Origin of the sequence: Polymorphobacter sp., assembly GCF_048007885.1 — a bacterium.
Lineage (GTDB): Bacteria > Pseudomonadota > Alphaproteobacteria > Sphingomonadales > Sphingomonadaceae > Sandarakinorhabdus.
On the sequence record NZ_CP180346.1, the window covers coordinates 26,930 to 43,369 of the forward strand.

The following is a 16,440-nucleotide window of genomic DNA, read 5'->3' on the forward strand; positions in this document are numbered from 1 at the left end:
CCCTCACGCCCGTCACTTGCTGAAGACAAGGCCTTTGAAGTCGCCCGCCCGGCGCCAGGCTTCGATATGACGGAAAAAGCCCTGGGCCCCGCCGGGATGACCTTGCGAGCGGCGAAATTTCTCGTTCCAGCCCTGGCCTTCATTGTTCCAGAATCCGGGTGTGCAATCCGCCGAGGTGATCATCGACGGCGGTGTCGTCAGGATCAGCCTGACCCAGTCGTTCACCGCCTCCTGCGTCGGCTCGATCTCGGCATGGCCATTGCGCTCGGCATGGGCGACCACCTGCGCGATGGTCGCAGCATGATCGACGATGTTGTGCGGAATGTTCGAGACCATGTTGGCCGCCTGGTTCATCTGCACGGCAAAGGCGTTGGGAAAGCCGTGCATGTGGAGGCCGTGCAAGGTCTGCAACCCGTCCGCCCAATAGTTCGACAGCATCTGCCCGCCGCGGCCCTTGAGGTCGAAACCGGTCTTGAGCTGGAAGTTGGCCCCATATTCAAAGCCCGAGGCATAGACGATGCAATCGACCTCGTAGAGCGTGCCGTTCACCACCAGTCCGGTTTCGGTGATCTGCTCAACCCCCTTGCCATCGGTATCAACCAGCGTGACGTTGGGGGCGTTGTAGGCCGGCAGATATTCGTCGCTGAAACAGGGGCGCTTGCAGAGCTGCGAATACCACGGCTTGAGCTGCTCTGCGGTGCGGGGGTCCTTGACCACGGTTTCAATCCGGGTGCGGATCTCCTCCATCTTCTCGATATCCGCGCTCTCGAACGCAGCCTGCACCCGGGCCGTGCCTTGCTGGCTGGGCGCGATGTTGAACGCCTTGCGCAGCCGCACCAGCAGCCGCGCCAGCCACAGCGGCGTGCCGCCCAGCGCCTTTGTGCGGATGCGGCGCGAGATATCGGTCCAGCCGTCATTGATCAGATCTTCGGCCGGGAAGCCGCCGCCCATGTTCTCGACGAAATTGTCCATCCAGCGCTTCTGCCAGCCCGGGCTGACGATGCTTTCAAACCACTGCGGATCAATGGGATGATTGCCGCGCACATCGACCGAAGACGGCGTGCGCTGGAACACGAAGAGCTGCCTGGCCGTCCGGGCGAGCTGCGGGATGCATTGCACGCTGGTCGCCCCGGTGCCGATCACCGCGACCCGCTTGTCGGCAAGCTTGTCCATCGGCGCGCCGCCCGCATCGCCGCCGGTATAATCATAATCCCAGCGGCTGGTATGGAACGACTTGCCGAGGAAATTCTCGATTCCCGGGATGCCCGGCAGCTTGGCCACGTGCAGCGGCCCGGTGCCGATCGCGACATATTTGGCGGTGAAATCGTCGCCGCGGTTGGTGGTGATCCGCCAGACCCGTGCGGCCTCCTGCCATTCGATGCTCGACACCTCGGTGTGAAACAGGGCCTTGTCGTAAAGGTCATAATGTTTGGCGATCCGCTCGCAATGGGCGAGAATTTCGGGGCCGCGGACATATTTCTCGCTCGGCATATAGCCGGTCTCGTCGAGCAACGGCAGGTAGATCATCGCCGCCGTGTCGCAGCGCGCGCCAGGATAGCGGTTCCAGTACCAGGTGCCGCCAACGCCGCCGGCCTTGTCGATCAGGCGGAAACTGCCCACCCCCGCCTCCTTCAGCCGCGCGCCGACGACAAGCCCGGACATGCCGGCCCCGACAAAGGCGAAGGTGACATGATCAGCCACCGGCGCGCGCTCGACATAGGGCGTGTAAGGATCAGCCGCGAGCGCGGCGAACTTGCCCGAGAGCCGCTGATACTGATCATTGCCCTCGGGGCGCAGCCGTTTTGCGCGTTCGGCAGCGTATTTCGCCTTGATGTCAGCCTTGTCGAGCACTCGCGTCATCATGCAAATCCCTCACTTGGCGGGCGCGCCGCACCGCATGGCCCGCCGCGACCGGCAGGCCAGAACCGTTTGCGATGGGCTGCCAGCGCAGCGCAGCAGCAGCCACCGCGCTACGATGCAAAGGGTTTAATGCATCACATTATATTGTCAAGTGAGCGTGATGACCAGCGCTATGCAGGCGCGCTCAGATAGGCCGCCAGGCAGGTGGCCGCCTCCCGCAGCGCAGCGTCAACAGGCGGCGCCGTCCCCGCCTCGACCGCGCGGGCAAAGCTCACGGCCTGCACCAGCGAAATGACGAAACTCTGCCGCATCCGGGGGTCCAGTTTTTCAAGCGGAATGTGCGGCAGGCAGGCGATGATCTCCTTGCCCAGCTGCGCGAAGGTCTGCGCCCCGGTATTCATGATCAGCTTGGCGTAGTCGAACCGCGGATCCGACACGAACTGAAGGCAGAACCGGGCATAGACGCGGCCATTGTCTTCAAGACAGGCTTCCAGAAAGGGTCCCATCGCCGCTTCGAGCAGCGCCACCAGCCGGCCCATGGGTTCGACGTCGGTGATCCGCTCCAGCCGCCTCGCCCGCTCGGCCTCGATCTCGCGGTAGCGCTTGGCAAACACTTCCTCGATCAGGCTCTCGATGCTGCCGAAATGATAATGCACCGCGCTGGGATTGCGCGCCCCGGCATCGGTGGTGATCATCTTGACCGAGACCGAGCCCAGTCCCTTTTCGGCAATCAGCCGCTCGGCTGATCGCAGCAGTTCGGCCTTGGTGTCCAGACGGCTTGAAACTTCCATGATGCTCGCTATTAATGCCTAGCATTATACTGGCAAGGGCCGATAGGCTATCATCCCTTGGACAGAGATAGCAAGCCGGGGACAGATTGTAATGCCCCGGTATCACGCGCCTTGGGGAGAGCGCCTGTGCATGATGCTGACCACGGCGCCACCGCCGCGAAACCGCCTGCGGGCGCAGTGCCGCCGCTTGGGCGCTGGACGAAGCTGGCCTTCGGCTTGGGTGCCGTCGCACCCGGGGTGGCAACAGGGGCCTTCGAATTCTTCCTGCTGATCTTCTACAGCCAGGTGGTCGGGCTCGACGCCCGGCTGGTGGGGCTGGCAATCCTGATCGCACTGGTCTGCGATGCCATCAGCGATCCCATCGTCGGCTACTGGTCTGACAATTTCCACTCGCGCTGGGGTCGGCGTCATCCGATGATGTATGCCTCGGCAATCCCGGTGGCGCTGAGCTTCTTCCTGCTGTGGTCGCCGCCCCAGGGCGCCAGCCAGACCGTGCTGTTCTGGTATCTGCTGGTGCTGGCCGTGACCGTGCGCACCGCCATCACCTTCTACCGCACCCCGTCCGCCGCGCTCACCCCCGATCTGACCCCCGATTACGGTGCGCGCACGTCGCTGATCGGCCTGCGCTATTTCCTCGGCTGGACCGGGGGCAATGCGGTGTCGGTGTGGATGTTCTTCATCCTCTTCCCGCGCTCGAAAACACCGGCGATTCCCGATGGCCGCTTCAATCCCGAGGCCTATCTCACCTATGGCATGGTCGCAGCAGTGGTGATCCTGCTGTCGATCCTGGTCGGATCGATCGGCACCCATTCGCGCATCCCCTATCTCACGCCCGCGCCGCCGAGGCGCCGCTTCACCCTCAAGCTGATCTTCGGCGAATTGTTCGAAACGCTGTCAAACCGCTCCTTCCTCGCGCTGTTCGCAGGCGCCATGCTGTTCGGCATTGCCGCGGGCTTGAGCTCAGGCATGTCGCTCTATTTCTTCACCTATTTCTGGGGCTTCAGCGAGATCGAAACCGGCATGCTGTTCCTTGGCACCTTTGCTGCGGCGCTGATCGGCCTCGTGCTCGCGCCCATCGTCTCGCGCCGCCTCGGCAAGAAGCGCGGCGCGATCATCGTCGGCCTTATCGCCTTTCTCGGCGCGCCGCTGCCGATTGTCCTGCGGCTGCTGGACCTGCTGCCGCCCAATGAAGACCCCTTCGTGTTCTGGTTCGTGCTGGGCGCGCAGGTCATCGATGTCGGCCTGATCATCAGCTTCCAGATCCTGTTCGCCGCGATGCTGGCCGATCTGGTCGAAGACAGCGAGGTCAAGACCGGGCGGCGCTCGGAAGGCGTCTTCAACGCGGCCGAGACCTTCGTCGACAAGTCGGTGCGCGGCCTCGGCGTGATGGCGGCGAGCGCGGTGCTGACATTCGCCGCCTTGCCCGCCGGCGCCAAGGTCGAAGAGGTCGGCGCCGACACGCTGTGGTGGATGGGCGCTGCCTATGTGCCGCTGGTGCTGGCGCTGTGGCTCGGCATGATCGCCGTCATCGCGCATTACCAGATCGACGAGGCCAGCCACGCCGAGAACCTGCGCCGGCTTGGTCGCTGACCTTCGCTGGTGCCGCTTACCTCGCCTCCACCGCTGCGACCACGCGTTCGATGGCTTCGGCGATCTCGACCGGCACCTCTTCCTGGAGGAAATGCCCGCCCTCGGTCTCGGTCAGGCGGGCCTTGGGGAACATCGCGGTGACCGCCGGCAGGATGCGGGCAAGGATCGGGTCGCGCATCCCCCACACGATTTCGGTCGGCACATCGAGCCTGCGGGCATAGGCCTCGATCTCGCTCATCGGCGGGGAGGTGGGGTGGTCCGGACCCGTCGGCACCATCCGCATCAGCGCCAGCGGGCCCTTGATGTTGCCGCTCTCGCGCACCGGGCGGGCATAAAGTGCGGCGACCTGCGGCGGGATCGAGGCCGGATCACCCTGCGCCTCATGCAGCCGGTCGAACAACGAGACGACATTCTCCAGCAGAATCTCGCCAACGATCGGGGTGGCGGCGATCGCATGGGGGCGCGAGAGCTCGAACTTCTCCTTGGGCGCCATGAACCCGGTGTTGAGCAGCACCATGCCCTCCAGCAGCTCGGGCGAGCGCATCAGCGCGCCCAGCCCGACGGCGCCGCCCCAATCCTGCCCGACATAGACCAGCCCGCCCAGATCGAGCTTGCGCAGCGCCGCGTTCATCCAGCGCACATGGTTGTCGAGCGTGTGCTGGCTCGCCGGGATTTTGGTGGAGAAGCCGAGCCCGACCATGGTCGGCATGATCAGCCGCATCCGGCCGGTCGGCAGTTCCTGCCAGATCTTGCGGTAAAGCAGGCCGTTGGTGGGGTTGCCATGCTGGAGATAGACCGGGATGCCGGTCCCGGCTTCCAGCACGTGAATCTTGATGCCCGGTTCGACTTCGAGAAGATAGCTCTTATACCCTTTGGGCAGGGCCGCAGCAGCATAATCGGGCAGCGGAAAGGCTTCGAATGTGCCCGAAGCTGTGGTCACGGTGCCTGATCCCTGCGGCGTCACCACCCCGCCTTCGCGGGTCATCCACAGCAGGCCGATGACCACCACGACCACCAGGATGCCAAGCCCGATCAGCAATTTCATCATCATCCCCGGCTCTCCTGTGCCCTGCGGGCCGCGCTGCAAAAAGACTGGTGTAATGCGATGCATTACACCGCAGCTCTAACGCGGTTCCGCGCGCTGTTCAAGCGTCGCGCGGCGCACCCGTCGCACGTGCGGCGAGATACAGCAGGGCGACAAAGACCAGTTCAGGAATGAACCGTTCGGGCAGGAGCGGCGCGCCGTGCACGGTGCCCGCGACGATCCGCCCGAGCGCGAGCACACCGAAGATCATCATCGGCGGATAATACCAGACGCGCTGCTGGCGGATCAGCGCCAGCGACAGGCATATGGCGATGGTCAGGGACCAGCCCGCCAACGCGCCAATCATCGAGCTGAGGCCGAAGCCGGGCTCAGGCACGGCAAACCCCCAGAACCTTGCGGCCCTGGCGGGATTGATCAGCCACATCAGGCCTTGAAGCCCGAAGATCAGCGCCAGCAGCAGCGGCGGCAGCTTGACAAGGGCGCGCAAGAATCTGGCCATCATCCGCCTCAGAACGTCCGGCGCAAGGTCACGCCGAAGGTGCGCGGCTGGCCGGGCGCACCACTGAACGAGCCGGCCTGAAGCACCGTCGGGCTGGCAAAGATCAGATACTCGTCATTCAGCAGGTTGCGCGCCCACAGGCTCACGGCAAACCCGCTCCGCATCCGGATCCCCAGCGAGGCGTTGATCAGATTCTGCTCGCGCGTATAGCCCGCCGCATCGAAAATCGCCTGCTGCGCGGGATCATCGAAAAACGCCGAATCGCCGATATGCTGCCAGTCGGCCCGCACAAAGGCGTCCTTGCTGCCAATCCTGAAGACGTAATTGGCCGCAAGGCTGAACTGGGTATCGGCGATGCCCTGCGGCCGCTGGCCGGAAATATCGATCCCGTCGCCGAAGTTGGGGAAGCTGTCATAAACCGGATCGAGGAAGGTCGCGCCGCCCGAGAGGGTGAGGCCCGCAGTGGGGTTCCAGGTAAAATCAAACTCCACCCCGAAGGTCGATTGCTCGGCGGCATTGGCCAGCACAAAGCCGTCCTCCAGGAAGACGTTGGTCTGGAAGTTCCTGATCGTCTGGTCGAACACGGTGAGATTGAAGCTCAGCCTGTCAAAGGCCGCCTTGAGCCCCAGCTCATAGACTTCGGCATCCTCGGGGCCGGCGAAGCGGGTGCCGGTTGACAGGTTGATGAGGCTGAGCCCGGCATCGGTGATCGGCGAGGAGGGGGTCACGAACACCGGCCGCTGGGTGAACCGATCAAACACCGGATTGCCGGGCGTATAGTCCGCCGCAAACGGGCGGCTCTGGCGTGAAAGGTTCCACGACGTCGCCTTGAAGCCGGTCGCATAGGCGGCATAGACATTGATGTTGTCGGTCACGTCATAGGCCAGCCGCGCGGTGAAATCGGTGCTGTTGTCTCTGCTCATCCCGTCTTCGACCGCGTTGGGAAAGCCGAGAAAGGCGGGAAAGGGCTGCAGGGCGCGCAACGCATTGAACGGACTGTTGGGACCTTGCGCAACCGCCAGCGCCTGTTGCTGAAGCTGCCCATAGGCCTGCGGATTTGCCTGTATGAACATCCCGACCTGAGCGGGGTTCGTCGGATTGATGCCCCGCGCGACCAAGAGCTGCGACAAGGTGGCAGCATAGCCCAGCTGGTCGAGATTCTGGTTCGACAAGGCCTCGGTGCTGACCGCGTTCACGCTGACCTGCTTCCGGTCCTCGGTGTGGCTGATGCCAAGCGTCAGGGTCAGCCGGTCGGTCAGATTGAGATCTGCCGACGCGAAGACTGACCAGGCCTCATTGTCCTGATGGCTGCGATCGCTGATCCCCTGGCCCGCGCCGCCCAGCGTGGGCGGACGGGTCCCGGTGCTCTGGGTGATCAAGGCCTCCAGATTGGCCAGTGCCTGCTGGCCCCCTATGAAGGTTCCGACATAAGGGCGGAAATCCGCGCCATTCATCAGCTGGTTGGTCACATCCAGCGTCTCGTCGAAATAAAGACCACCAATCGTCCAGTCGATGAAATTGCCCGCCCCGGTCGATTGCAGGCGTATTTCCTGGGTGAAGGTCTTGATGTCGCTCTGTTGGGCGACCGGGCCGTAGAGCTCGAGATCGGTCACGTCGGCGTCGAACGCCGAACTGCTTTCGTTGCGCCGATAGGCCGTGATGCTGGTCAGCGCGGCAAAGCCCAGATCAAAATCGCCTTCCAGCGAAACGCCCGTATTCTCGATCCTGTTGGCCGGGACAACGTCCTGAAAGACCTCATAGGAAAACGGATCTTCAGACACGAATTGCCCGCCCAACGCCCTGATGCTGGCGCCGGTCGGCCCTTCGATCAGATTGGTGATGCCGCAGCACACCTCGTCGATGCTGTCATAGTCGGCGATCAGGCGCAAAGCGACGTCAACCGACGGCTTCCACAGGATATCGCCGCGCACGCCCCAGCGATCGCGCTGGTTATAGTCCTGGCCCGTGCCAAGGTCTTCAAAAACGCCGTCCCGCCGGTTGAGATTGGCCGACAGCGAGGCGGCGAGGGTGTCGGTCAGCGGCCCGGTCACGGTCGCATCGATGCGGCGCAGGCCGTAATTGCCGATGCTGGTCTCGAGCATGCCGCCAAACTCGAACTGCGGCTTGCGGGTGGTGACCGAAATCACCCCGGCCGAGGCATTCTTGCCAAACAGCGTCGACTGCGGTCCCCGCAGCACCTCGACCCGTTCGAGATTGGGCAGGTCGGAAATCGACGCCGCCGAGCGCGAGCGATAGACCCCGTCGATGAACACGCCGACCGACGGCTCAAGCCCGATCGCGTTCTGGCCATTGCCGAAGCCGCGGATGAAGAAGGTGGTGTTGCCCGACGTCTGCCCCTGCCGCACGGCAAGCGAGGGGACCAGCGTCTGCAAATCCAGCAGGTCCTGAACTTCGGCCCGCTCAATGTCCTCGGCGCTCACGACCGACACCGCGACCGGGGTTTCCTGCAGGGTCTGCTCGCGCTTGGTTGCCGTCACCACGATCATCGGGACACGTGACGCCTGCGCATCCGCCCCATCGGGATCAGCGTCAGTCAACTCCTGAGCATGAAGCGGCGCGGCAAGGCCAATCAACAGGGCTGGCAGCGCGGCCCCGAGCGCCAGCGCCGCGCGCCACGACAAGAACGGATTTCCGATGTGAACTTGCAGCAATGTCCCCTCCCCAGTTTTCAGCCGTCATGTTCTGGCTGACGGCGCATTGAAGACATTAATGTTATACATTATCGTTTCCGCTGCAAGCGTGGAGTTGCAAACCGCCGATCCGGACCTCAACCTGATGCCGCGCGCCGGATTGCGTTTTCTAATCGTATCCATTAATCCTGCATGGGCGCGGCGCGCCACGGGCGGCAAACCCCGGCTCCAACGGCAGGGGTGAGCGACACCATGCCGAACTGAGGGGAAGCGGAATGCTGAAGAAGATCGGGATTGTTGCGCTGGTCGCCGTGCTGCTGGCCGGCGTGGCCGCATGGTTCAACCGGGCGACGATCATCCAGACCATCGCGCTCAACCGGGCCAAGGCAATCCGCATCGAGCCCGGGCCGAACCGGACCGTGCCATGGGATCAGGGCCCGGCCGAGGCCGCAGCAGCGCTCGCCGACCGGCCGCCCAACATCATCTTCATCCTGCTCGACGATCTCGGCTACAACGACATCACCACCTTCGGCGGCGGCATTGCCGGCGGCAGGGTGCCCACCCCCAATATCGACCGGCTGGCAGCCCAGGGCGCGATCTTCAGCCAGGCCTATGCCGGCACCGGCACCTGCGCACCGTCACGCGCCATGCTCATGACCGGCCGCTATCCCACCCGCACCGGGTTCGAATTCACGCCGACGCCCGATGGCATGACGGGCGTGATCGCAGCCTTTGCCGCTGATCGCCCGCAGAGCCATCTGCCCCCGCTCGAGGTCAATCCCGACGTCAATGATGATGAACTGCCGTTTCGCAACAAGGGCTTGCCGGGATCGGAAATCACCATCGCCGAATTGCTCAAGCAGCAGGACTATCACACCGTCCACATCGGCAAATGGCATCTCGGCAATAGCCCGCAATTCCTGCCCAATGCACAAGGCTTTGATGAAAGCCTGCTGATGCACAGCGGGCTTTATCTGCCCGAGGATGACCCGAACGCTGTCAACGCCAAGCTCGATTTCGACCCGATTGACCAGTTTCTATGGGCAGCCATGAGCTTTGCCGCATCCTACAATGGCGGCGAGCCGTTCACGCCGGGCGGCTATCTCACCGACTGGTGGACCGACGAAACGCTGAGAGTCATCGAGGCCAACCGCAACCGCCCCTTTTTCCTGCATCTCGCACACTGGGCACCGCACACGCCCTTGCAGGCAACGCGCGAGGATTTCGAGGCGGTCGGCGAATTCGGCACGCATCGCGAGCGGGTCTATGCGGCCATGATCCGCGCGGTCGATCGCAGCATCGGGCGGGTGCTCGACAAGCTCGACGCCGAGGGTATGGCCGACAACACCATCGTCGTGCTCAGCAGCGACAATGGTGCCCCCGGCTATATCGGCATTCCCGAGGTCAACGCCCCGTATCGCGGGTGGAAGATCACATTGTTCGAAGGCGGCATCCGGGTGCCGATGTTCGTCAAATGGCCGCAGCGCATCGCGCCGGGCACGGTGGTTGACACCCCGGTCGCGCATGTTGACCTGTTCCCCAGCCTCGCCTCGGCCGCGGGCGCGCCGCTGCCCAGCGACCGGGCGATCGACGGGGTCAATTTCATGCCCGCCGCCTTCGGCACCGGGCCCTTGCAGCGCAAGGACGATGCGATCTTCTGGCAATCGGGCAACTACCGGGTGGTGCGCGCGGGCGACTGGAAGCTGCAGGTGGACGGCTATCAGAACAAGCTCTGGCTGTTCAATCTCGCGGCCGATCCGACCGAGCGCAACAACCTTGCGGACAGCCAGCCGGAGAAGGTCGCCGAGCTGAAGGCCCTGCTCGCCGCGCACCACGCCAATGCGGTGCCCTCGCTCTGGCCGCACAGCCTGATCAGCCCGATCCTGATCGACAAGACCCTCGATCAGGCCGCCGCCAAGGGGGATGAATACATCCTCTGGCCCAATTGAGGGATCGACGAAAATGAACATCGTGCTCACGGCTCTGGCCATCATCGGCGGGCTGGTCGTGCTCGCCGTCGTCGCGGCCATGATCACCGGCCTGCGCCAGCCATCGCGGCGCATCTATCGCCATGACAAGGTCATCTTTGCAGCGCTGCGGCAGGAGAATCCGGCGTTGCGCCTGATCGCTCCTGACGCCCTATGGGCTTCATCGTCCCTGTACACGCTGATCGGTGAAGGCGAGCCCTACTGGACCGATTACCTGATCTTGCCGCCCGACCCGCGCGCTCTGCAGGAGCTGACGGCCCAGCCAAAGGTGTCGGACCTGTTTATGGCCGAAGTCGCCCTTACGCCGGTCCCCGCGATGGCCCTCGGCGTGCTTCGGCTGCGGCATTTGCTCGGCCTCACCCGCAGGCCTGCGGCGCCATTGCCGACCGCGCTCGACCAGATCGAAGGGCGGCGCGATGTGCTGCCCACCATGGACGCGATCGCCAAGGCTCAGGCCCTGCCCCAGGATTTGCCCGTGACGATGATGAACTACCTCGAATATCCCGCCATCGCCAAGGGTGACGCTGCGGATGGGCGCGCGGCCTATCATCGCTATGGCCGTCAGGCCATGCGGGCCGTTCACGGCGTCGGCGGTCAGTTCCTGTTTGCCGGTCAGATCACGGCGGTGCTGGCCGCGCCGAACAGCCCGGACTGGCAGGCGCCCTGGGATGACGTTGCAGCGATGATCTACCCCGATCCCACAGCGATCTTCGCCATGGAGCAATTCCCTTTCTACCGCCGGGCGCTCGGCGACCGCGACGAGGGCCTCAAGCGCACCCATGTGATCGCAACGCAGGGCTATTGAGCGGTGCGGCGCCGGCGCAGCAGCGCCCGAACCAAACCCACCGCCAGCCAGATCACCGCAGCAAACACCAGCAGCATCCCGACCAGCACACCATAGAGCCAGGGGTAATTGGCCAGCAGCCGGGCGATGCTGTTGCGGTTCACCTGGGCCGTCGAATCATAGCCCTGCGGCATGGGCAGCACCCCGGCCCGCCGGGCATAGTCATCATAGGCGGCCAGCAGGCGCGCCTTGACGTCAGGCGCGCGGGCGCTGAGATCACTGGTCTCGCCCGGATCATGCGCAAGGTCATAGAGCCGCCACTGGCCATCGCCGACCGGCGGCACGCTGCGGGTGATCTTGTAATCGCCCAGATAAAGCGCGGAATTGCCCGAGACCTCGACCGCGCGGACCTCGTCCGCGCGATAGGCGCTCGCGGCCTCGCCTGTCAGCACGGGGCGCAGGCTGCGCCCGGTGATCGGTTTGCCGGCGCTTGCCTGCGGATCGATCTCCAGCCAGTCGAGCACGGTCGGGGCGATATCGGTCACCATCGCCGGGCTGGTGACCCGCTGCGCGGCAATGCCGGGGCCGGCCATGATCAGCGGCACGCGGATCCCGCCTTCGGTCGCGTAGAATTTGAACCATGCGCCGGGCGTGGCGGCCGCCGCCGCCCATTCGGGGCCGATAAAGCCCCAGGACCCCGGGCCGCCCATGGCCTCAGGCGCGATGTCATATCCCGTCAGCCGATGGAACAGGCTGAGGGCTGCATTGTCGTCCCCGCGCGACGGCTCCGGCCCATTGTCGGAGGAGACGATGAAGATGGTGTTGTCGTATTTGCCCTTGGCCTTGAGGTGCGCGATCAGCCGTCCGATGTGAAAGTCCATCGCCTCCAGCATCGCCGCATTGACTTCCATCCGCGCCGCATAGAGTGCGCGGTCCTTGGCCGAGAGGCTGTCCCAGGCCCGGAAATCGGGCGGCAGGGCCGCGAGCGGCGCGCCTTGCGGGATCAGGCCCAGCGCCTGCGCCTTCTGGTGACGCGCCCGGCGCAGCACCTCCCAGCCCTGGTCATAGCGGCCCTTGTAGCGGTCGATGAACTGCTGCGGCGCCTGCACCGGGATATGGACCGCCTGAAACGGCAGATAGGCAAAAAACGGCTTGGCCGGATCGGTCTCGGCAAGATAGGCGATCGCTGTGTCGACGATGAAGCGCGAGGAATAGAAATCCTCCGGAAGGCTGGCCTCGACCCCGTCCTCAAACCACGGCGCGTCCTTGTAATATGGCATGTAGGATCGGTCGTCCCAATTGTCCGCGCCCGAGGCCGCCAATGCAAAGCTGCGGTCGAAGCCATGGGCCTGCGGCATCTCGTCCGCCGCCTCGCCCATGTGCCACTTGCCCGCCATCACGGTGCGATAGCCCTGCGCCCGCAGCCGGTCGGCCAGCGTCAGCACCCCCGGCTCCAGCGCCATCCCATAGCCCGGCTGGCCGCGCTGCGTGTCGGGCAGAACCTCGGGAATGGTGGCAATGCCGGTGAGGTGCGCGTCCATGCCGGTCAGCAGCATCGCCCGCGACGGCGAACACAGCGGCGAGGCGCGAAACTGGGTGAACAGCGCCCCGCGCCCTGCCAGCGCGTCGATATTGGGAGTGCGCGCCTCGCCGCCATAGGCGCCGAAATCCATCAGCGCGACATCATCGGCAAGGATGACGACGACATTGGGGCGCGGATCGGCGGCCTCCGCCGGCCGGCCGGCGCCCATAAGGGCAGCGAGGGCGAGGACAGCAAGCAGCCGTCTCGTCAGCCGTGTCCGCATCTGCGGTCCCGCGGCGCAGGATCCCTGCGACGAGCCCCATGGCATCCATCGACCCGCTCGCATCTGCCATTCCTCCATCTTGTTAATGCGCTATATTATTCCTAAGGTTGTTGTCAACGGCCGGCCAGGCCGTCGCGACGGTCAGCTCGCCCGCACTGGCTGAACGGCGCATGCCGGCCTAGCATGGGCTCCATGAAACGGCGCGCGCTGCGCGTGACGGGATGATTGTGCACGATGAACGGTGAAACGGACAGACATGATCCAATTGGCGGCGGGCCTCAGGCGCAGCATCCCGGCTGTCTTGCCGCGCGCGGCAAGCCTGGCATGAGGCGCCTGCTTCTCCCCCTTCTGCTGGCCGTCGCCGCCTGCAGCGAGGCGCCGCAGCAGGGCACAACCGGACAGGCCGCCGCGCGTTGCACCGGGCTCGCCGAGCCCGGCATGGTCTGGATCCCGGGGGGCCGCTTCACCATGGGCGAGGATGCCCGCTACCCCGAAGAAGGCCCTCCGCGTGAGGCCGAAGTCGCCGGCTTCTGGATGAGCCAGACCGAAGTCACCAATGCCCAGTTTGCCGCCTTCGTCGCTGCAACCGGCTATCTGACCGAGGCCGAGCGTGATCCGCCCGCGCTGCCGGGCGCCCCGCCCGAAATGCGCCAGCCGGGCTCGGCGGTGTTCCGCGTGCCCACGCCCGACAACCGCAACTGGTGGGCCTGGGTGCCCGGCGCCAACTGGCAACATCCCTCAGGCCCGCAAAGCGCCATTGCCGGGCGCAATACCGATCCGGTGGTCCAGATCACCTATCGTGACGCGCTCGCCTATGCCCGCTGGGCGGGGCTGAGCCTGCCGAGCGAGGCGCAGTGGGAATTCGCGGCGCGGGCCGGCGCCGAGGCCTTGCCCGAGCCGAAGGATGCCGCGAACCAGCCGACCGCAAACTATTACCAGGGCGTCTTCCCGGCCCGCGATCTCGGCGAAGACGGCTACACCAGCCGGGCGCCAGTGGGCTGCTTCCCCGCCAATGGCTTTGGCCTCCACGACATGATCGGCAATGTCTGGGAATGGACCAGCAGCGCCGTCCAGCCGGGTCAGCCGGTCAATGTGATCAAGGGCGGATCATATCTGTGTGCCGCCAATTATTGCGCGCGCTACCGCCCCGCCGCGCGCCAGTTTCAGGAGCGCGATCTCGGCACCGACCACATCGGCTTCCGCCTCGTCGACAATGAACGGCCCGCGCCGCGGTAGGCAGACCTCACAAGAGCCGCCGGCGATCAATCGCCTCGCTTTGCGGCAGGAGCGAGAACAGCATCCCATCCTCGCCCACCACGATCCTGCCGTCGAACCGCGCAGGCGCATCGCCCAGGAAGGCCGGGTAGAGATAGGCGAAGGGCAGCGGCGGCACGAGGTGCGAGAGCACCAGCATCCGCGCGCCCGCGTCCTGCGCGCTCTGGGCGGCCTGTTCGGGCGTGGCGTGGTAATCCTCGATGTCGGTGAAAATCTTGGCAGTGGTGGCACTGCCCTGCGCCGCGAACGCAGCCCCGACGTCCCTGAGCATCCGCGGCTGCAAGGCATCATGGACAATCAGATCGGCCCCCTTGCAGGTGGCAATCAGATTGGCAGATCTGGCGGTGTCGCCGCTGATGCAAACCGCGCGCCCCTTATAGTCGAAGCGGTAGCCGACCGCAGGCTCGATCGGATCGTGATCGACCTTGAAGGCCGTCACGGTCAGGCCGCCGCCCTTCATCACAATGGCCTTGGTGCCCGATATCGCGAACGGCCGCGCCGCAGCCCCGCCGCCACTGCGCGGCACGACCGCTTCGCCGTGATGCGCAATCCGGTAGCCGTGATCGAGCGCATAGGCGGCGTTGAAACCGTCCACCACCTGCTCGACGCCTTCAGGGCCATGGATTGGCAACGGCGCGGTGCTGGTGCCGCGGGTCCAGTGATACAGCATCAGCGGGCCGATCCCGTCGATATGGTCCGAATGGAAATGGGTGAGCAGCAAGGCATCGACATCGCCGGCGCTGATGCCCATCATGTTGAGGTTGCGATTGCCGTTCTCGCCCATGTCGACCACCAGCACCTGCCGTCCGGCAACAACGACATTGCAGGGCCCGCCGCGCTTGGGATTGGTCATCGGCGAGCCGGTGCCGCACAGCCCGACATGAAGACCGTCTTCAAGCCCGGCCAGCCGGTCACGCCCCGGCACCGCCTGCGCCGCGCGCTGATACACGGCCTCGCCGATCGGCCGCTGGAAGACAAAGCCCGCCGCAAGGGCGATCACCACCACCAAGAGCCCGATCCCGATTCGCTTCATCGTCCTTCCCCTTCGGACAAGTCATGACCTAATTGATCGCATTAGGCAATTGCTCTCGCACAAGGCCCGAGCCGGAACCGCCCCGGCCACAAGAAGAACGCCGGCGAGAAAAGCGCCATGGAGGCCTGAGCCGGAATCGAACCGCCCCGGACCGGCCTGCCGATCCGGCCACAAGAAAGACGCCGGTTTGTTGCGAAGATTTTGAAGCTGGAGGCCCGAGCCGGAATCGAACCGCCCCGGATCGGCCTGCCGATCCGGCCACAAGAAAGACGCCGGTTTGTTGCGAAGATTTTGAAGCTGGAGGCCCGAGCCGGAATCGAACCGGCGTGCACGGATTTGCAGTCCGCTGCGTCACCACTCCGCCATCGGGCCGCGCGTGGAATGGAGCCTCTACCAATGCCGCTTGGCGAGAGCAAGCGACACCGCTAGGAGAAGGCCGCGTCCAGATACAAGAGTTCCCGCCGTGACCAGATCAACCTCGTCCGCCCAGCGCACGCTCATGGTGAAAACACAGCTCCAGACCGTCGGCCTGTTCACGCCTGAGCTTATCGACGCTTTCGAGCGCACCCCGCGCGAGCCGCATATCCCCGAAAGCCTCGCCGGCCTCGCCTATGCCGACGCCGCGCTCGAAGTGGCGCCGGGCCGCTATCTCCTTGAGCCGATGGCGCTCGCGCTCCTCCTCGAAAACGCCCGCCTCACATCGTCAGACAACGTCCTCGTCATCGGCGCCGCCACCGGCTATTCCGCCGCCGTCTGCGCCGCCACCGGCGCCCGCGTCACCGCGCTCGAAGACGATCCCGCCCTGCTTCCCATTCTCCACGCCGCGGCTGACGCGGCCGGCTACGCGGTCGCCGAAGGCCCGCTGCCTGATGGCTGGGCCGCGAGCGCCCCCTACAGCCTCATCCTCTTCGAAGGCGCCATCGAGCAGATCCCCGGCGCCGTCGCCGCCCAGCTCGCGCCTCAAGGCCGCGTCGCCGCCGTCATGCGCGAGGCCGGCGTCGGCCATGCCAAGGCCGGCCCGCTGGTCGGCGGCCGCATCGCCACCCCGGCCTTCCTCGAAGTCGCCGCCCGCCCGCTCCCCGGCTTCGCCCGCCCGCGCGCCTTCGCCTTCTGAAAAAC

At 65.2% G+C, this 16,440-nt stretch carries 12 protein-coding genes and 1 tRNA gene; 5 read left to right on the forward strand and 8 right to left on the reverse strand.

What is annotated here, in order from left to right; translation table 11 throughout:
- Positions 1–12: 12 nt before the first annotated feature.
- Positions 13–1,863 carry a flavin-containing monooxygenase gene (locus tag ACMVO5_RS00130; protein WP_416908061.1) on the reverse strand — a complete coding sequence of 617 codons (1,851 nt, stop codon included), beginning with the start codon at positions 1,861–1,863 and terminating at the stop codon, positions 13–15.
- A 167-nt stretch (positions 1,864–2,030) separates the two neighbouring features.
- On the reverse strand, positions 2,031–2,651 hold the full coding sequence (locus ACMVO5_RS00135) for a TetR/AcrR family transcriptional regulator (protein ID WP_416908062.1): 621 nt from the start codon (positions 2,649–2,651) through the stop codon (positions 2,031–2,033).
- 126 nt (positions 2,652–2,777) lie between these two features.
- Between ACMVO5_RS00135 and ACMVO5_RS00140 the strand changes: the two genes are divergently transcribed.
- On the forward strand, positions 2,778–4,241 hold the full coding sequence (locus ACMVO5_RS00140) for an MFS transporter (RefSeq protein ID WP_416908063.1): 1,464 nt from the start codon (positions 2,778–2,780) through the stop codon (positions 4,239–4,241).
- Between the two features lie 16 nt (positions 4,242–4,257).
- Here ACMVO5_RS00140 and ACMVO5_RS00145 read toward each other — a convergent pair whose 3' ends face one another.
- The 3 genes from ACMVO5_RS00145 to ACMVO5_RS00155 form a co-directional block, all read right to left on the reverse strand.
- The gene (locus ACMVO5_RS00145; RefSeq protein ID WP_416908064.1) at positions 4,258–5,292 is read right to left on the reverse strand and encodes an alpha/beta fold hydrolase; all 1,035 of its coding nucleotides are present in this window, start codon (positions 5,290–5,292) and stop codon (positions 4,258–4,260) included.
- A 94-nt stretch (positions 5,293–5,386) separates the two neighbouring features.
- Positions 5,387–5,785 (reverse strand): hypothetical protein, encoded by a 399-nt coding sequence (locus ACMVO5_RS00150; RefSeq protein WP_416908065.1) that lies wholly within the window; start codon positions 5,783–5,785, stop codon positions 5,387–5,389.
- A gap of 8 nt (positions 5,786–5,793) precedes the next feature.
- Complete coding sequence (locus ACMVO5_RS00155) at positions 5,794–8,427, reverse strand: TonB-dependent receptor (RefSeq protein WP_416908067.1); 2,634 nt, start codon at positions 8,425–8,427, stop codon at positions 5,794–5,796.
- A 284-nt stretch (positions 8,428–8,711) separates the two neighbouring features.
- Here ACMVO5_RS00155 and ACMVO5_RS00160 point away from each other — a divergent pair, with 284 nt between their 5' ends.
- Complete coding sequence (locus ACMVO5_RS00160; RefSeq protein ID WP_416908068.1) at positions 8,712–10,385, forward strand: sulfatase; 1,674 nt, start codon at positions 8,712–8,714, stop codon at positions 10,383–10,385.
- Between the two features lie 13 nt (positions 10,386–10,398).
- The gene (locus ACMVO5_RS00165) at positions 10,399–11,229 is read left to right on the forward strand and encodes a hypothetical protein (RefSeq protein ID WP_416908069.1); all 831 of its coding nucleotides are present in this window, start codon (positions 10,399–10,401) and stop codon (positions 11,227–11,229) included.
- Here ACMVO5_RS00165 and ACMVO5_RS00170 read toward each other — a convergent pair.
- Positions 11,223–13,013, reverse strand: a complete 1,791-nt coding sequence (locus tag ACMVO5_RS00170; protein WP_416908070.1) for an arylsulfatase — start codon at positions 13,011–13,013, stop codon at positions 11,223–11,225. The two genes, ACMVO5_RS00165 and ACMVO5_RS00170, sit on opposite strands and share 7 nt — an antisense overlap.
- 324 nt (positions 13,014–13,337) lie before the next feature.
- Here ACMVO5_RS00170 and ACMVO5_RS00175 point away from each other — a divergent pair, with 324 nt between their 5' ends.
- Positions 13,338–14,249 carry a formylglycine-generating enzyme family protein gene (locus tag ACMVO5_RS00175; RefSeq protein WP_416908071.1) on the forward strand — a complete coding sequence of 304 codons (912 nt, stop codon included), beginning with the start codon at positions 13,338–13,340 and terminating at the stop codon, positions 14,247–14,249.
- A gap of 7 nt (positions 14,250–14,256) precedes the next feature.
- On the opposite strand, the gene ACMVO5_RS00180 is transcribed toward ACMVO5_RS00175, so the two are convergent.
- Both ACMVO5_RS00180 and ACMVO5_RS00185 read right to left on the reverse strand, forming a co-directional pair.
- Positions 14,257–15,321: an MBL fold metallo-hydrolase gene (locus ACMVO5_RS00180; protein WP_416908072.1), complete on the reverse strand. Its 1,065-nt coding sequence runs from the start codon at positions 15,319–15,321 to the stop codon at positions 14,257–14,259.
- Positions 15,322–15,619: 298 nt separating this feature from the next.
- A tRNA-Cys gene (locus ACMVO5_RS00185) sits at positions 15,620–15,693 on the reverse strand.
- A 91-nt stretch (positions 15,694–15,784) separates the two neighbouring features.
- Between ACMVO5_RS00185 and ACMVO5_RS00190 the strand changes: the two genes are divergently transcribed.
- Positions 15,785–16,435 carry a protein-L-isoaspartate O-methyltransferase family protein gene (locus ACMVO5_RS00190; protein WP_416908073.1) on the forward strand — a complete coding sequence of 217 codons (651 nt, stop codon included), beginning with the start codon at positions 15,785–15,787 and terminating at the stop codon, positions 16,433–16,435.
- Positions 16,436–16,440: the final 5 nt, after the last annotated feature.